Origin of the sequence: Paenibacillus sp. FSL F4-0100 (assembly GCF_037993005.1) — a bacterium.
GTDB lineage: Bacteria > Bacillota > Bacilli > Paenibacillales > Paenibacillaceae > Paenibacillus_AQ.
The window spans coordinates 3,789,217-3,806,501 of record NZ_CP150303.1 but is presented as its reverse complement, the minus strand read 5'-3'; the positions used below and the strand labels follow the sequence as shown (position 1 = coordinate 3,806,501).

The window sequence follows — 17,285 nt, the reverse complement described above, 5'->3', positions numbered from 1 at the left end:
CCCATAAAATGAAAGCGCTGTCATTTATTTTATTCCATTATAGAGCATAGACTCTTATTTCGGCAACCTCCGCGCGTGGTCCTCCGTTCGTTTCGTCGATCCATAGTCTAATCGTATGTGACGTGATGGAACGGCTGAGCTTATGCACTTTTTTGCGCTTATGGTTGTGCTTCTCTTCAGCCAGCGTGACCCATTCCTCACCGATGAGCGCCTCTATCCGATAAGCTCGGACGAGCTCGGGAATCGCTTCGAAAGCGGTGCGATGATGGTGCAAATTTATTAAGTCTTCATTAACGTCGTCGTTAAAGGTGACGTGGACCTCGGCGATCGATTGCATTTCAGCCCACTCCAGCTGCAGCCATTCCGGATTGCCTGGAGACATCGGCTCGGACATCCACAAATGCGGACCGGCGAACGGCCGAATATACCCGTCCGTCACCGCTGCGGCAGCGTACGCTTCCGTATTTGGCGTAACCTGCAGACATAGCGGCTTGCGGTTCCAACGGCGCATGCTCCACTGTACGACCGGCTGATCCGGCTGACGATCCTCTAAAAGAGTAGAGACGATCGGCTTTGGCCCCTTCTCAAAGCACAGCACGCCGGTCATCGGACGATCCGATCCGTGAAGCTGAATCGCTTCGTTCGCCTTAATAATAAGGAATGCATTGCAGGCTGTATTGGGCTGCCAAACTAGGTCCAGCTTAACCCACTGCCCGGTACCTTCGGCTACTGACACCGATGCTTCAGCCACCATCTGCTTTGGCACGTAGTTTTCACCTTTATCAGTATGCCACAGCTCCACTTCAAGAGTAGCAGCCTTTACCGCATCGATCAGCAGTGCCACTGATTCAAGCGAGGGATTCACTGGAAACAGGATACCCAGTTCTTTGTCCAACGGGTGCGTATAGGTTGAGTCCGTCAGCGAAACTTTGGTCATTGTGCTGGATGCCGTAATACGGGCCGACTTGGCGTGATCGTAAGGATCGTCTGCCGCAATCCCGATAATCGACGCATCCTGCCGGAGCATCGTCTGTTGCAGGTCGTTCATATGGTCACGGTGCAGCGCACGCGGCGATATCCCTTTCTGCACGCACAGTGCTGCGCCGCTACCCGCTGCTTCGCCGATGACGGCACAGGTTGCCATTACCCTCGTCGTGCCGAATGCGACGTGAGTTGCACTGATATCGCGGCCTGCGAACATCAGATTGCTGACGTTGCTGGAGTACAGACACCGAAATGGAATATGATAGATGCCGTCCGAAAATAAATGCTTCGAACCGCTTTCCGTCGAATACATGCCTTGCGGCGGATGAAGATCTATAGACCAGCCTCCGAAGGCGATGCGATCGGTGAAGGGCTCCTGCGCGATAATATCGTTTTGGTTCAACATATAATCTCCTGTGAATCGGCGGTACTCCCGTTTGCCAGGGATCGATCCGACCCATTCCAGCGTCATGCGATCGGCATCGAAATTGCCTGAGTTTTTGATATAATCCCATACCCCGTAAATGACCGACCAGAGCTCATCGCGTATTCGTTCATTATCATGCACCGTATCCAGCTCGCCGCCCCATTCGATCCACCAATAGTGGCAGCCTGAGTCGCCGCTGCGAATGACCCGCTTCATCGGGATCGCCGTTTGGGTAATGTCCTTCGCAAAGCTCGGCGGAATGTACTTGACCGGCCGATCTGCCTCCTTCGTATAGAACAGGAGCGTGCTGCCAAGCGTAATATCGTCCGCCGTCTCCGGCGCCCAGTCCTCGTTGTATTCCTTTGCTGCCTCGCGGCCGATCCGGTATTTAGCGCCTGCCAGAAAACCCGCAAGGCCATCCCCTGTACAATCTATGTACATATCGCTTTCAAACCGGATTTTCCGCTCGGAGCCCATCATCCAGCCCGTGACCGACTTAATGATGCGCTCCTCCTCCGCGCCTTCCGCTTCGACCTCGTGCACATCCGTATTGAGAAACAAGGCAATGTTCGGCTCTGCTCGGACTGTCTCGAGTACTACGAGATCCCATAAATAAGGATTTCCATCCGGGTTCCGGAATTGATTCTCGACGAACATTTCTCCCATGATGCCGGTTTCTCTCGCATAACGCTGCGTGCCATGCGCCGTAGCGCCGCATACCCACACCCGTACCTCGCTGCTAGAATTGCCTCCGAGTACGGGTCTGTTGTTCACGAGCGACACGGTTTGGCCGAGACGTGCGGCTGCAACGGCAGCGCATACGCCGGCCAAGCCTCCGCCAATAACGGTAATGTCGGATTTTACTAATTCAAACTTCAATCGTATCCCCCCTAATCTAGAATTACTATCATCTTAATCGAGGGGGTCGTTATTTAACATGCACTGCGCTATCATATTGGCATATACTTTATTTCATTCTGGAGGCTGATTGCGGTGACGATGTCGAATCGAAGCTCCATCCTATATCCCAGTCTAATGCATCATGTCTTTTGGAATCATAAGAAGAAATTTCAATACAGCGTGGACACCTACGGACATTGGGTTCTATTTGCGGTGGAGGGCGGCAGCTTCCGTTATGGGATCGGCGATATCGAGGGAATGGCGCAGATGGGCGACGTCATCGTTTGCCCGCCGGGCGTCGATTTTCATCGCGACGTTATCCATGCGCCGTCCTTTCATTTCATCGGATTTTCGTTAGGCTCTATTTCGGGAGAGGCGGTTGCAGGGCAAGAGGCAGAGCAAAACGTCCACCTTCGTTTGGCGGCTTCTGCCTACAAGCCCGCCGTCACGCATAAGGAGAGGTTTGCCGATAATTTGAGATATTTCAAGAGGCAGGACGAAGCTGCCGCGGAGATCGATCAGCGAAGCTATTGGCAAAACCATGCGCTGAACGATATTTGGCTGTTTTGTTTGCAGTCGATAGCGGCCGGCGTGGTTGGCGAAGACAAAGAACCTGCCGATCCTCTGATGGAACAGGCACGGCTCTATATCCAGCAGAACGCCTATAAGGACATGAGCATGCTGGTGCTTGCGGACGAGCTGGGCATCAGTCCTGTTCAGCTTACCCGCAGATTCACACGAAGCGTGGGGATGACTCCTTCGCGCTATTTAAGCCATATTAGGCTGGAGCAAGCAAAGTCCTTGCTCGTCGATACCCATCTGAATTTAGAGCAGATCGCATTAGCTTGCGGCTTCAACAATGGCTTCTACCTCAGCCGCGTGTTCACGAAGCTGATGAAAGTCAGTCCTTCCGCTTACCGGAAAACGAACCGGGTCTAATGCCTGCCACAATCCCCTCTATACAGAACTTGATAACATAAAATAAAAAGCCGCATAATCAGCGGCTTCTAATGTTACTATGTTTTTGTCACCCGACATCAACTCCATCCAATTCTGTAGACTCTACTTGGCTCTCCACCTTTCTTGTACTCTAATATATAAAGTTAACAACTCAGAGAAAAAAAAGGCTCATTTCCTAATACTCATAGTTTACATTGTAAATATAAAACAGCCAGTCATCCGATTCATTCCGGCTGACTGGCTGTTATGATTTTAGCTTACTGTCTCTGATTTCCTGCCTTGTTAGTTATAATAATGTTCTGCCAATGCATTTGCAGCAATGATGGCCTGGTACACATCTTCAGGCGTTACCGGGTGCGGCATATTGCCCATCGTGTCTCCTTCGGCACACGCATCTTCTGCTACTTTTCGCCATTCCTCCTCTATGAATTCATCCAGACCCAGGTCTTTTAAGGTTAGCGGCAGCCCTACTTCCTTGATAAAACGGATAACCGTTTCGATTTCCTCTCGTGGGGCACTTTCGAGAACAAGCTGCGTTAATAAACCAAAGACCACTTTTTCGCCATGCTGCGCATGATGCAGCGATGGAACGGCCGTCATTCCATTATGGATTGCGTGGGCAGCGGCCAAGCCGCCGGATTCAGCGCCAACACCGCTTAAATAAATCGTGGCTTCAATTGTTTTTTCAACGGCAGGGGTCGAGACGTTCTGATCCACGGCGATTTTAGCCTGCAGGCCATATTCTAGAATGGTGTCATAGCACATTTTTGCAATACCTAAGCCGGCTAGGGATGGCTTTAAATTCACTAAATTATCTCCATTTTTCTGATAACATGCTCGCGCTTCAAAATAAGTCGCAAGAGCATCCCCTATCCCCGCCACAAAAAACCGTGTCGGTGCGCTTACCAGAATATTGGGATCTGCCAGCACGATGTCAGGATTTGTCGGCAGAAACAGGTAACGGTCAAATGAACCGTCTGCATTGTAAATGACGGAAAGTGCAGTACACGGCGCATCTGTTGAAGCAATTGTCGGGAAAATCGCAACAGGCAGATGTGTGTAATATGCGGTAGCCTTAGCTGTATCCAATGTTTTCCCGCCGCCAATACCGACTATGATATTGGCACCTGATTTTTGTACCGCTTGGCGGTGTCTGTCGATTTCATCTTGAGTGATTTGATAGTTGAATTTTACAAATTCGCTTTGATGTCCGGCCTCTTCAAAAGATTTACCGGCTTCCCTACGCGCACGATCCAAAATAAATTCATCGCAAATAACATACGCATGGTCACCATAAGTACCAGTATAGGTAGCTAATTCCTTCAGTAAATAGTGCCCCACGATAAATCTCTTTGGCGATGTAATTGATTTCACATATTTTCCCAAAATATCACGCTCCAATGGATTTCAATATCCTTGCTATTATCTAATGATAATGAGATTTTTATACGATTGAAAAACCTGTCCCTTTTTTAGCCATAAAAAGATCCCCTCCAAGTTCGCTCGCTTCTCATGAAAACATGAGTTTTTTCGAGTGTCTACTTTGAGGGGATAATGCCACCATAAAAGCTGCTTTTTATCCAGGTATCATCGGGACAAAGCACGTTTTACATAATATTGGAATATATTGAGTTGTTTGACTCATATAATCATCATGATTAAGCCCGTCTCTAGTGCAGTCCCCTCCTGATTTACTTCAGATTTGCCGACCATTTCTCAGCACGTGCCTGCAGATCATCCAGAAACTTCTGAATATCCGGAGCATTTCCGGATGCAGCCTGGCTAATGAATCCGTTAATAGCTGGAGCGATATCGCTCATATAAAACGGATTGGCTTCATCCATGAGCTCCGAGTGGCCAACATCTGCGATTTCGAGTGCTTTTTTCACAAACTTATCTTCCGGTGTTACAAAATCAGCGTTTTTAAGTGTCGGGGTACTGGAGAAGTTCTCATACATATATTTTTGCGTCATGTAGTTGGTCAAGAATTTTAATACTTCCCATGATGCATCCACATCTTTAGCATTCTTCGCCATGATGAACGGGTCAACCGCAACCCAGCCTTCGCCTTTAGGCCCCATGTTCAGCACAGGCTCATAACGGTCCAGCAGCTCTTTGTTTTGCTTCGACCGGTATTCACTCATCGTTGAGCCGCCGGTGGAATCGAGGGCAATAGCGATATTGTTCTTCTCCAGTCCGAAATTCTCAGCTCCCTGGGCATTCACGAAACCAGCTGGCGGCAGCTGTGCGGCTTCTTTCAGCCATTCCAGCACTTTGACCATCTCCGGTGAATTCAGATGCCATTTAATGCTTTTGATATCCTTCAGCGATCCTTCCGCTCCTTTGGCGCCATAAGCAAGGGTTAACGCAACAAAGGTAGATCCGTTTAATGAGTTGCCGCTCCAATACAGACCGAAATTGTCTTCACCGGTTTTCGGGTTTTTGCCGGTCATTTGCTTGGCTTTCTCCAGAATTTCATCCGGTCCTGGCTGTGCCGAGAGGGTTTCAACGCCCCAGTCTTCAAACAGCTTCCTATCATAAATCGTCATCCGGCGGCCAAGAACAGCAGGAATTCCAAACTGCTTGCTACCGTCGGGCGACTTGGTGCTGTAGGAGTTGTTCATAATGCCTTCCAGGTAGATGCCCTTGTCAAACGTAGTGTCCTTTTCGATCAAGTCGTCCAGGTCACGCAGCAGCCCTTCCTGGTACCATTGCGATGCAAAGGCTCCGCCGGTATACAAGATGTCTGCGTCGCCGGAAAGCAGCATCGCCGTTTGTTTGGCTTTTACGTTCTCCCAGGGGATTTGATAAACCTCCAGTTTGATGTTCGGATACATTTTTTTGAACGTTTTATCCAAGTATTCGTTGAGTCCGATGGTCGGGTTGCCTGTCAGCGCATCGATCCCGTTATCCAGCTGCCAGCCTGCCAGCGCAACGCGAACCGTGCCTTTCATATCCGATACTTTTTCAATCTTCACGCCGCCTGTCACATCTTTTCCCGAACTGCCTGAACAAGCGGCCAATGTAAACACCAGCACGAATGACAGAATAAGCAGCACAGCTTTTTTCATCACATAAACACCCCCGCATAAATTTAGCTTCCATTCTGAATTACTGCTTGATACCGGATAGCGCAATGCTCTCGATGATATAACGCTGCAGGAACATATAAACGACGATAACCGGAATGAGGCTCGTAGTCGTTGCTGCCATAATGATCGATGGCTGCTGATTGATTCCGTTGTTATACGTAAACATGGCCAATCCAATCTGGATCGTGTATTTGGCAGCCGATTTTAAGATCAGCAGCGGCCACAACATATCATTCCATACGCCTAAGAACAGCAGAATGACCATGGTGGCGATAATGGGCGTACACAGCGGCAGATATACCCGGCTGAATACGGTGATTTCCTTGGCGCCATCCAGAACGGCAGCTTCCCTTAGACTGCTGGGCAATTGATCAAAGAAGGCTTTAGCTAAAAAAGTACCGAACGCATAGTTCATGGCCGGCAAATAAAAAGCCAGGTAGTTATCGACCAGTCCGAGTTTACTGAACAGCAAATACTGCGGAATCATTGTCATTTCGAACGGAATCATCATCGTACTTAGCGCTAGCAGCAGGACGAAGTTTGCTCCTTTGAAACGGAGCTTGGATAAGGCATAACCGGATAATAGTGCGGACAATGAGCTGATGATAATGACCCCTGCACTTACAAGCGTGGAGTTGCCGATATATCGAAACATATTAATGTTGGTGAAAGCGGCTTCATATGTTCGGATCGAAGGCTCCTCCGGCCATATTTTCGGTGGGAATGAAATATTTAATCGTGCAGCCCAATCGAAGCTCGTTACCAGCATCCATAAGAATGGCACAATCATGATGAATGAACCTACCAACAGAACCAGCGTTAGTATCAGCTGTTGAAGTGTGATTCGTTTACGGCGCACAGGCTCCTTGGGCAAGGCTGAACTGCTCATAGTTACCCTCCTGTCTTCTGGAATAAGGTTCCCCTACGGACCCGAAAAATGGATAATGGCATTAGTCCAAACTGTCTTTGCGGCGGTTGAGCAGCATGAGGAACACGGTTAGGATGAGTATGATGACGAATAACAGATAGGATACAGCCGTAGCCAGCCCCATCTGCGAAGAGAGAAACGCATTTCGGTAAATATACAGCACCACGGTCATCAAGCTTCCCCCAGGATTACCTGCGGTTCCGCCGATTAACCATACATCCGTAAACCGTTTCATTCCGCCGATGGTACCCATGATGAGCATGAACACAAAGATCGGACGCAAGTATGGTATCGTAATGTACCACCATTTCCGGTAGGTGCCAGCCCCATCCACCTCTGCAGCTTCATAGAGATCCCGAGGGACGCTTTGCAAACCAGCCAGAAAAATAATCGTGTTATACCCAAGCGCACCCCACAAGCTCATGAGCACAATACTGTAACGCGCGACTTCAGGGTTCGTGAACCAGCCGACAGGATCGATACCAAACAAACCAATTACAAAGTTGATCAGCCCTTCCTTGGACGGAAAAAACAAGAAGGAGAACAACAGGCTTGTAGCAACGCCGGACACGACATTGGGCAGAAAATATACCGCTTTGAAAAAATTGCGTCCCAGATGCCATTTCAGATTATTAATCAGGCTCGCCAGAATAAACGATAGTGCAATTCCAAGCAGTACAGACCAAATCCCCATGACAAACGTATTTGTAAGCGCTTGCCAAAATAATGAATCCTCTAATGCGTAACGGTAGTTACTCAGACCCACCCAGGTGCCGGATAAATTGAGCCCGGATGTCTGATGAAAACTCATAAACAGTGCGGCGAACATGGGATAGATGGCAAATACGATGACGCCGATAATCAGAGGGGCGCTGAATAGATAGCCCATCCAGTCATTGCGCGTAAATCTGAACTTTCGTTTGACCCATTTTCCATGCTCCGCAGTCCATTTCCCTTCTGGGGTGGATGACAAACCGATCCTCCTCCTTTCGTTAATAACCGGACCCATTCCGGTGATCGGACAAGACGTTCATGTCCATTCTGTAAATGGTTATGTGGACGAATCCGGATTATGTGTTATTCTTTTTTTCACAGACGTGAATGGAAGAACAACATCTTCTGCGATTGCTTATCGGCAGTGTATGCAGTTACCTCCATCTGGGTGTATGCCTACTAGATCGAACGATGTTTCGAAGATCCTGGACTTGAAACTGTACCGAAAAAAGCACAACCTATTTTAGGCTGTGCTTTTTTTGTATTTTGAAAGGCTTATACTTCGATAATGATTGGCAGAATCATCGGCCTTCTCTTTGTCTCGCTGTATATGAATTTGCCGACATGATCTTTCAAGGTCTGCTTGATCAGATTCCATTGGGTGGACCCGGTTTCCGTTAAATCTTTCATGGAAGACATGACGATATCGTGGATTTGATTCATGAATTCCTCCGAATCTTTCACGAAGATGAAACCTCTGGATATGAGCTCGGGTTTGGCCACCATCTGCTTTTCCGTTTTACTGAGCGTGGTTACGATAATGAGCATCCCGTCGGAGGACAACTGTCTACGGTCCCGCAAAACGATGTTGCCTACGTTCCCGATCATCAATCCGTCCACCAGGCTGTTGCCTGAAGGGATTTTTGGACCCAAGGATGCCATACCCTGCTGGATTTGTATCGTGTCGCCATTCTGGATGATGAACACATTTTCATTAGGGATCCCCACGGAGTCCGCCAGCTGCCGATGCTGATACAGCATTCGGAATTCACCATGGACAGGAATCAAATAGTCCGGTTTCATCAAGGTGAGCATTAATTTCAACTCTTCTTGGCTGCCATGACCGGATACGTGCATCCCTGAAGCTGAGCCGGACCCATAGATGACCTGGGCACCCAGCACATACAAATTATCGATCACATGAGCAAGGTTCCTTTCATTTCCCGGTATGGCTCCTGCAGCAATGATGACGGTATCGCCAGGTAAAATCTCGATATGGGGATGCTTGGAGTTGGCTAAGCGTGATAATGCTGCCATAGGCTCGCCTTGACTCCCCGTGCATAACACAGCGATTTTGTCCGGTGGATACCGCTCGCTGTCGCCTGCATCAATCACTAAGTCATCGGGGATGTTTAAATAGCCATGCTCCTTGGAAACGGTAACGACATTGACCATGCTGCGGCCGAGCAGAATCAGTTTTCGCCCTGTTTCCGCGGCGGCATCGATGATCTGTTGAACGCGGTTCACGTTGGAAGCAAACGTAGAGATGAATACCTGCTGTTTGGCCTGCGCGAATGCTTCCAGGATATGTCCACCAACCAGACGTTCTGAAGGCGTAAATCCCGGTCTCTCGGCGTTTGTGCTTTCGGACAATAACACCTTAACCCCCTGCTTGCCGATATCAGCCATTCGATGCAGATCCGGATAAGGCCCCTTCACAGGAGACATGTCAAATTTAAAGTCCCCCGTGTGGACAACATTGCCTTCCGGGGTCTGAAAAACGATGCCCACGCAGTCCGGGATGCTGTGGCTGGTCGAAAAAAAAGAGGCGTGGATGGCACCCGCTTGAATGGTAGAATTCGCATCGATCGTGTGAAGCTCGGATTCACGCAGAATGCGATGCTCTTTCAGCTTGATTTTAATGAGCTCAATCGTGAGCTTCGTCCCATACACAGGGATCGGGAGCTGCTTCAGTAAATAAGGTATCCCTCCGATATGGTCCTCATGTCCATGGGTGACGATAAGAGCTCTGACTTTATCCGCGTGGTCCAGCAAATAGGTGAAGTCAGGAACAATCAAATCGATGCCGGGCAGGTTTTCGTCAGGAAATTTGGAGCCGCAATCAATGACCACGATATCTTGATCGTACTGAATGAAGTACATGTTTTTTCCAATTTCATTAACGCCGCCTAGCGCTGCGACTAGCAGTTTATGTTCAGCTATATTCATAATGATGAAGCCTCCTTCTCTCTATCCACCTAGTCCAATTCCTTGATGTTGTCGGTCTCCTATATTATTGAAATTGTCACAAAACTTATGCACCAAGGTAAACAATGGATTATTCAACGTGCAAGGTATAGAATAACAGCAAAAACCCGCCTTCCGTAGGCGGGTTATCCTTGAAATCGAGATAAGTATGAATCCCTGCTTCATGTTAAAAACCGAGCAGATTTTTAACCGTAATGAATACGACTGGGACCAACAGCGCTGGCGTAAGATTCATGGTTTTGAAGTTCCGAATGCCCAAAATGTTTAAGCCTGAAGCAAAAATTAAAATGGCGCCAATAATGGATATTTCGGTTAACAGCTCCGTTGTGATAAAGCTAGAGGCTGCACCGGCCATAACGTACAATAACCCTTGCCAACAAAATGTGGCCACGGCTGATAGAACGATCCCAATGCCAAAGGTTGAAGCCAGTACGATCGACGTCACGCCATCCAGGATGGCATTGGTGAACAGATAGGTATGATTATTGTTCAAAGCACTCTCGATCGGTCCGATAATAGAAAGTGTTCCAATACAGAACAACAGAATCGCCGTAGTTAGTCCTTCAGCCAAATTTCCCTTGGTAAACCTCGACACCGCCTTTTTAAATCCCTGCTCCAGATTCAGCTTCTCCCCGATCAGCCCGCCTATGGCAAGACTTACGATGAATAAGACGGGATAATGGCTCTCCGGCATATACTTCACGATCGAATGCACACCAAGTGCCATGACAGCCAAACCCATCGCCTGCATCAGGATGTCCTGATAGGCTTCGCTCATCCCCTTTTTAAATACATTTCCAATCGTGCTGCCTACAACAATGGTTGTTACGTTTACAATGGTTCCTATCACAGTCGTTCTCTCCTACTAATATGTTTTGATACAAAGAATAAACCCTCCAGCAGCTGGAGGGTCAATCGTTTATTTAGCAAGCATTTGAATTTCGGTTACGAATTGAGAAGGATCACCGGTAAGCCCATAGTCAATGTACGTAATCTCTAACGCATCTTCGATCAGGGTGTAACCTTTTTCCTCGATATAATCCAGGAGCTTTCTGTAATAAGGCGCTGCATCTTCGTGTGTCCCGGCAAACCGAATCGAAGTATAGGTACCTTTCCGCCAGATCTTCTCTTCGACTTCGGAGCTGCTGTGCTCACTTTCCTGCTCCACAATAACAAAAATGGAGTCGTATTCATCAAATTTGCGTTGTATTAAACGATCGATCGAGATCGATAATCCTACTTTACCCAGAAAAATGGTGGACTTCATCTTCGTGCTATTCTCCAATAAACGGATCGGCATATCCAGATTGTCGCTTTTATGTATTTTCTGTTTCAGCAAAACCATCACTCTCTCGGGAAGCTCCACTTCCCGAATTTTATAGAGTTCTTCCTTATTTGAGGCATCTTCGATCTGATCAATTCGACTTTTGATCTTCGCCTGGATTCTTTGATATTCCTCAATTTTCTCCTCCGTTCTGCGCTGCTGCTCCTTGAGCAGGGTTAGTATATGTTCAATCTCCCGATCATCCAGAAAAAGCTTAATGTCTTTTAAAGGGATGCCAAGCGCCTTGAGATACAGAATGGTGTTCAGCTGCTCAAATTGATCGACCGAATAATAACGGTAATTTGTCAGATTATCCACGGATGCCGGTTTAAATAAATCAATATCATCGTAATACCGGAGGGTGCGGATATCGATCTGAAACAGCTTGGATATTTCACCGATCGTAAACATATCATCTCTCCTCTCCTTAACAGACTATACCCCTCATTCAATTTGTACAATAAAATGATAGGATATGCAGCAAAATACAATCTATGTGATCAGCTATATGACATGTATGCATCAATATACTACGTGTGAAAAAAACAAAAAGACTGCCGAATAATCGACAGTCTTCTGAATAGAGCGCGAGCCGCATCCTACAGATGCTTCCCCTGTTTGTTAGAGTCTTTAACCGTCTTGTCTTCAACACTAACAAAGATCGGGTTAGAATAAAACCACAGGTCACTATAATTCCGCTTGTTTATTTCCTCAAAACGCTGTTCGTTGTCTTCGATGTCCGTTTTTGGATCTATGAGCGGATTGCCATTGCTGGTTTCTCCCGCAACATTTACGCCAAGATTAGTCCCTCTTAATCGGAAATATTGATCCTTCGTCGCTTTCGTTCGATATGTTATGACGTTGTATCCATCACGATCGATTTTCCAATCCTTGCTCGTAAACCGTTTCACCACTTTGGTCGAATCGTTGGTGCTTTTGCTGTAAGCCGCCGTACCTGGTTGGACTTTACCCGTTACGTCACCTGAGATCAAATCGACATGATCTACGGTTACAGAATCACCGTTGTTGTTTTTATTTGGGCTTTTGAATCGGATCGTAATTTCGATCGGGTTCCCTTTTTTCACTTGCAGGTTACTTCCCATCTCGGCCTGCTTGTTCCCGTGACGAACGCGATAATCCAGCGCGTTAATCAAATCGCCGTAGACGGAGAACGATTTACCCGAACGCATCCCGTCCAATACGCTTTGCATATCTTTTCCATTCACCCAAGTGTAGTTTTTGGCATATTGTCCCGGCCAATACCCGCTGGAGTATAAACGGTTTTCACTAATCTCAAAATGAGAATCCGAGTTCGCAAAGTTCCAAAATTCGCGTCCTTCGCCAAGCAGCGCATCCCATACGCCGCCAACCTTGGCAATCATGAAATCAGCACCGCCGTAGGTTCTGTTCTCCGGTGTGGTTAAGTTAAGTCCACCGCGATCCGGTTCCATCTGATTCCCGGGCATGCCTTCCATTCCGAATACAACATTCGGCGCGATATTATTGAAATCCCGTATATCCGCTATTGTATACACGGTTTTTCTAGAAGGATGGTTGAGTAATGCATAACTGCTGTTTCCGTAGTTTTCCTGGAGCCAAGCCAGCGCTGTTCGGGCATCTTCGGCCGTAGTATAGGCCCGGCTGTCTTGTTTTTTCCAGTCGGCGACATCTTTGGGATCGAACATCGCTTCATCGCGATCGGTGAACAGATACTCGAACTTACGAGCTGCCTTCAAGCTCGATTCTGAACCGAATTTGCCTGCAATAATGCCGATTCCCACATGTTCATATGTAGGCATGTCCCACTCAAAGCCTGAGAAGATAATGTTGTTCTTGTATTTGCCTGCTTCCTGAAGCTGCTGGATCTTTGGAATCTGGTATTGAGCCATTCCTTTGGAGAACGGAATAGATCCACCGGCAAGGGGATTTCCCTCGTCGTCCCGTTTAGAAACTCTAAGATGGTCGGAGACCGCGATCCAATCCAGACCATACTTTTGGAAACCGTTATCCAGCAATTCCTGCAGGGATTGACTGGCATCATCGGATTGATACGTATGCGCGTGATACTCTCCTGTCATCCATTTGCCGTTTCCTTCCGGCTTAAACCTAGCGCCATCTTCCTTGGCATGAACGATCATACCTTGCGAAAGAATGGACAAGCTGAGCGCCAAAACCATGATGGTTTTCTTCTTTAGCTGCATTTCATGGCACCTCCGAGTTGTTATCGTTCGTAAAACTTCTTAAGTGTAAGTCTTCAGGATTAAGAGAATGTTATCGTAAATCGATGAGTTTGTAAGAATGGAGCTTCCTATGTCCCTATGAAAAAATTCCACCTTTGAAACTCGGAATACACAAATTTCGCGAATTGAGATTACATATTATATATTATGTAAACTATAATAAAAGAATGACCACAACCTGAACTCGGAAGTAGTCATTTTCGTAGGTATCGTATAAATTACATTCTTTTAGATAAAGTTCGACGAACCAACTTTACCCTTCCACTCACCCCTGAAGGTAAAGCAGACTTACCATATAAATTCTCCAGCGTATTGGCTGCACGGATGGTAATCAGATTATTCCCCTGCTCAACATATGGCGTGATGTTCCAGTGATAAGGCGGCCACAACCGGATTCCTGCCTGTATATCATTCACATATAAAGAAGCTGTCTCCCTAATATCTTCAGCTTCGAGCCATAATTCCTCATCTGGAGCCAAGCTAACTTGGGTCAGCTCCACTTGCTGCGAGTATTCTCCCGCTCCCGCATAATAAGGATAGCCGGCAGAAGACCAACAACCAAACATATGTTCCGAACTCGCATTTAGCTTCATCCGATCTTCTCGATCTTCTATAACAAAGGGTCCAATCAAAAATGCAGGAAATGAAATCGCCAGCATCGGTTCCAGCAATGAAACCGTTAGAATTTCAAGTTCGTTCTCGCCTGCCAACAAATGGGGTGTGATATCCACGCTACTATAGTGTTGATCCTGCCAGTTAGAGGGCTGCAGCGCATTCTGCCTTACGCCATTCACGAAGATTTCAAGATTGCGCCTGCGCTGCAGGAAGCCGATATGGGATGGGATATTCTGCTCCACATCGTCCAGAATCAACAACATCTTATGGGATTCGTCGTCATGCGATGGATTTGAATGAACTCAATAACTCGGAGATTGCAATCGTTCCATCAATTCCTGGGTCAAGGTAAACGTTGTACGATACGTATTCACTTGCCCAGGCATCGTTGCATTCATCCTAGACTTTCGGTCATTCAGCGTGACCTGCCATTGGTCCAGTAAACAAACGTTGGGTTCAAGTGTCCGGAAACGCCACAGCTCTTCAAGAACGATGGCATCCGTGGAATCCCGTGTCATATCGAACATTTGTTCCATTACCCCAATTGAACTCTCCTCAGGTACAACCGAGAGAACTCGCAGCTCTCCTGGTGCATAGGTAAGAACGGAATCGCTGGCTAACCAGCGTATTTTTCCGTTTTCCAAGTCCCATTCTTCGATTCGGTACTTCGCCTCAATTGCATCAAGCTTCATGGAAACGGGCTTCTCCGACCAGTTCATCAGCCACACATACACTCGATTCCCGAACACACGTTCTAGACTGATGAAATCCTCATGTTGTCCTTCGATCAACTTCCATCGTAAAACAGGGGGTTTCCTTAATAACCCGCTTATACGTTCACACAACGAGTCCAATGGATCATCAAGAGGCGTATTCTCTAGGGAATAAAACAGACTATACCCTTTGCCAACGGGGCGTAATGCCCCGTGCTGCGGGGTCGAACCAAACAGCGCATGCACATGCTTCGCCAATTCCGGATCATGATGCAAGCACTCGCTATGCCGCGGTATCGCTCCTACAGCAACGAGAGTACCCCCTTGCTTAACATAGGCAACAAGAAGTGCGGCAATGTCCTTCGACATGACCTCAATCTCAGGCATAACCAAAACCGAATATATGTTCCCACCCTGGTTAAATCGAACCCCTTTCCCATCAATAAGGGTGGCTTCGCGAAGCTGACATTCGTCTACATAGTCGTAATCAATGGATCTCCGAAGCATGTGATCCGACAGGAGCGAGAACAGAACATCGGAAGCGGGATGTTTATTCGATTGACCGGATACGAACATATTTTCGTATACCGTATGGATGGGCGAAAGCAGAAGAACCTCCGGTGTACGTTTACCGCTCGCGCCGAGCAGACTCAGTCGTCCGAGATAATCAGCAAAAGCACGATAATGCGGCCAATGAGGCGCGTGTTTGAATTCCGTCGGCGGGAAATCGGTCTTCCGATACCCGGCAAACGAGTAATAGAACGCATGCGGGATGAACAGATTAACGCCCAGGAATGCCATGAAATTAGCATCGAGTCGCCGCTCTCGCATGGATTAGCCGTGACCGCTTGCGCCAAACGATTCGCAGATCACCCGTGCCTTGCTGTTCAACTGCGCGACAGAAGCGGCTGTCTTCACTGACACAATCCGATGCGGATTCTCCTTCGTACCGATGCCAGGCGTTAAATAATCCACGCCTGCGTAGTGAAACTGCTGCAGCACCCGGGTCTGATTGCCTTGCGATCTCGCCTGTCCCCAGACCGGCTCTTCGAGCGTATGACCGATGTACAGCAGTCCATGCCGCTCACACCATGTACGAATCGCATGATGATAGCCCTCAACATACCAGCGAGTAATCGTATCATAATATTGCTGTTTCGTTGACCGGCTGCCGTCTGCCATGTTATATAACAATGCGCCTAACCGCGGGATGAGATCATAGCCATTCTCTTGCTGATACCGCTGTGCCATGCCCTGTGTCCAAGCAAAGACCATGCCCGGCAGGGTAGCGTCCACATCGTGAACGGTCGTGCGGATCGCTTCCACCCCGAAGAAACCGTCATGGATCATAAGCCCGGGTTCGTCGGTAAATACCCCTTGAATCGTTGCACCAAAGTATTTCTGCAATGACTGAAACGGCTCATAGGACATCCGGATGAAAGCCTCGACCGCATCCGGATTCAACGTATCCAAGTAGTACCCTATGGCAAACGTGATGCCTTCCGCGATCTCGCAGGACCAGCAGGCCAGCACGATATAAGAATCGTCCGTAGTCGGTGACCAATCTTCTCCCCATGCATGCGTGAGATCCTCGGGTTCATCACAGAGCAGCCATTCCCCACCCTGCTGGATGGCGCGATAAGCCAGAATGGCAATAAGCCCATTGTGATCATAGCGTGCAAAGTCCAGCTTCAAGCCTTCTTGCCGTCCGTCGTCTTTATACCTTTTCTCTTCAACCCTTAAGTATCGCATGCGATATTCCGGATGCTGACGGGTCAGCTTGCCGCCCAGCGTTCCGCTTGGCCAATTGTCCTCATCATACAGCCAGACGACCATATTCCGTTTCTCGCACTCCAGGGTACAGAACTCCAACGCTTCCATAAATGCCGGCGACAGATAAGTGGTCTGCATCCCATGACGCGCATGCAAAACAACACCGCCGACACCCGCTTCATACATCGATTGTATCTGGCTTTCCAGCTCCGGCTTCGTGAGCTCATGATTCAGGAACCAGAACGGCTGCGGGCGATACGTGGCATCTGGATTCTCGAATTGTTGCTTCAGCTGTGTTAATTCTTTATGGACGACTTCTTCCTGAACATTAATGTTATTCACAAGGC

General features: G+C 47.9%; 13 protein-coding genes. 1 reads left to right on the top strand and 12 read right to left on the bottom strand.

Annotation, left to right across the window (positions count from 1 at the left end):
• Positions 1–37: 37 nt before the first annotated feature.
• Complete coding sequence (locus MHH48_RS17190) at positions 38–2,290, bottom strand: FAD-dependent oxidoreductase (protein ID WP_076323464.1); 2,253 nt, start codon at positions 2,288–2,290, stop codon at positions 38–40.
• A 120-nt stretch (positions 2,291–2,410) separates the two neighbouring features.
• On the opposite strand from MHH48_RS17190, the gene MHH48_RS17185 reads away from it, so the two are divergent.
• A complete protein-coding gene (locus MHH48_RS17185; RefSeq protein WP_256720628.1) occupies positions 2,411–3,250 on the top strand; it encodes an AraC family transcriptional regulator in 840 nt (279 codons plus the stop codon).
• Positions 3,251–3,553: 303 nt separating this feature from the next.
• Here MHH48_RS17185 and MHH48_RS17180 read toward each other — a convergent pair whose 3' ends face one another.
• From MHH48_RS17180 to MHH48_RS17130, 11 genes are all read right to left on the bottom strand, one after another.
• Entirely contained in the window at positions 3,554–4,657 is a 1,104-nt protein-coding gene (locus tag MHH48_RS17180; protein WP_076323624.1) for a glycerol dehydrogenase, read from the bottom strand.
• A gap of 305 nt (positions 4,658–4,962) precedes the next feature.
• Positions 4,963–6,342 carry an extracellular solute-binding protein gene (locus MHH48_RS17175; RefSeq protein WP_076323462.1) on the bottom strand — a complete coding sequence of 460 codons (1,380 nt, stop codon included), beginning with the start codon at positions 6,340–6,342 and terminating at the stop codon, positions 4,963–4,965.
• A 40-nt stretch (positions 6,343–6,382) separates the two neighbouring features.
• Positions 6,383–7,252, bottom strand: coding sequence for a carbohydrate ABC transporter permease (locus MHH48_RS17170; protein WP_071220686.1), 870 nt, complete (start codon positions 7,250–7,252; stop codon positions 6,383–6,385).
• 61 nt (positions 7,253–7,313) lie between these two features.
• On the bottom strand, positions 7,314–8,264 hold the full coding sequence (locus MHH48_RS17165; protein WP_076323461.1) for a sugar ABC transporter permease: 951 nt from the start codon (positions 8,262–8,264) through the stop codon (positions 7,314–7,316).
• 296 nt (positions 8,265–8,560) lie between these two features.
• Complete coding sequence (locus tag MHH48_RS17160; protein WP_076323460.1) at positions 8,561–10,234, bottom strand: ribonuclease J; 1,674 nt, start codon at positions 10,232–10,234, stop codon at positions 8,561–8,563.
• 205 nt (positions 10,235–10,439) lie between these two features.
• The gene (locus MHH48_RS17155) at positions 10,440–11,123 is read right to left on the bottom strand and encodes a DUF554 domain-containing protein (protein WP_076323459.1); all 684 of its coding nucleotides are present in this window, start codon (positions 11,121–11,123) and stop codon (positions 10,440–10,442) included.
• Between the two features lie 69 nt (positions 11,124–11,192).
• Entirely contained in the window at positions 11,193–12,008 is an 816-nt protein-coding gene (locus MHH48_RS17150; protein WP_076323458.1) for a MerR family transcriptional regulator, read from the bottom strand.
• A 188-nt stretch (positions 12,009–12,196) separates the two neighbouring features.
• Positions 12,197–13,798 carry an S-layer protein gene (locus MHH48_RS17145; RefSeq protein ID WP_076323457.1) on the bottom strand — a complete coding sequence of 534 codons (1,602 nt, stop codon included), beginning with the start codon at positions 13,796–13,798 and terminating at the stop codon, positions 12,197–12,199.
• A gap of 257 nt (positions 13,799–14,055) precedes the next feature.
• Positions 14,056–14,715 carry a hypothetical protein gene (locus tag MHH48_RS17140; RefSeq protein WP_256720598.1) on the bottom strand — a complete coding sequence of 220 codons (660 nt, stop codon included), beginning with the start codon at positions 14,713–14,715 and terminating at the stop codon, positions 14,056–14,058.
• 39 nt (positions 14,716–14,754) lie between these two features.
• Positions 14,755–15,996, bottom strand: a complete 1,242-nt coding sequence (locus MHH48_RS17135; protein WP_256720597.1) for a hypothetical protein — start codon at positions 15,994–15,996, stop codon at positions 14,755–14,757.
• Between the two features lie 3 nt (positions 15,997–15,999).
• Positions 16,000–17,280 (bottom strand): hypothetical protein, encoded by a 1,281-nt coding sequence (locus MHH48_RS17130; protein ID WP_256720596.1) that lies wholly within the window; start codon positions 17,278–17,280, stop codon positions 16,000–16,002.
• Between the last annotated feature and the right edge of the window lie 5 nt (positions 17,281–17,285).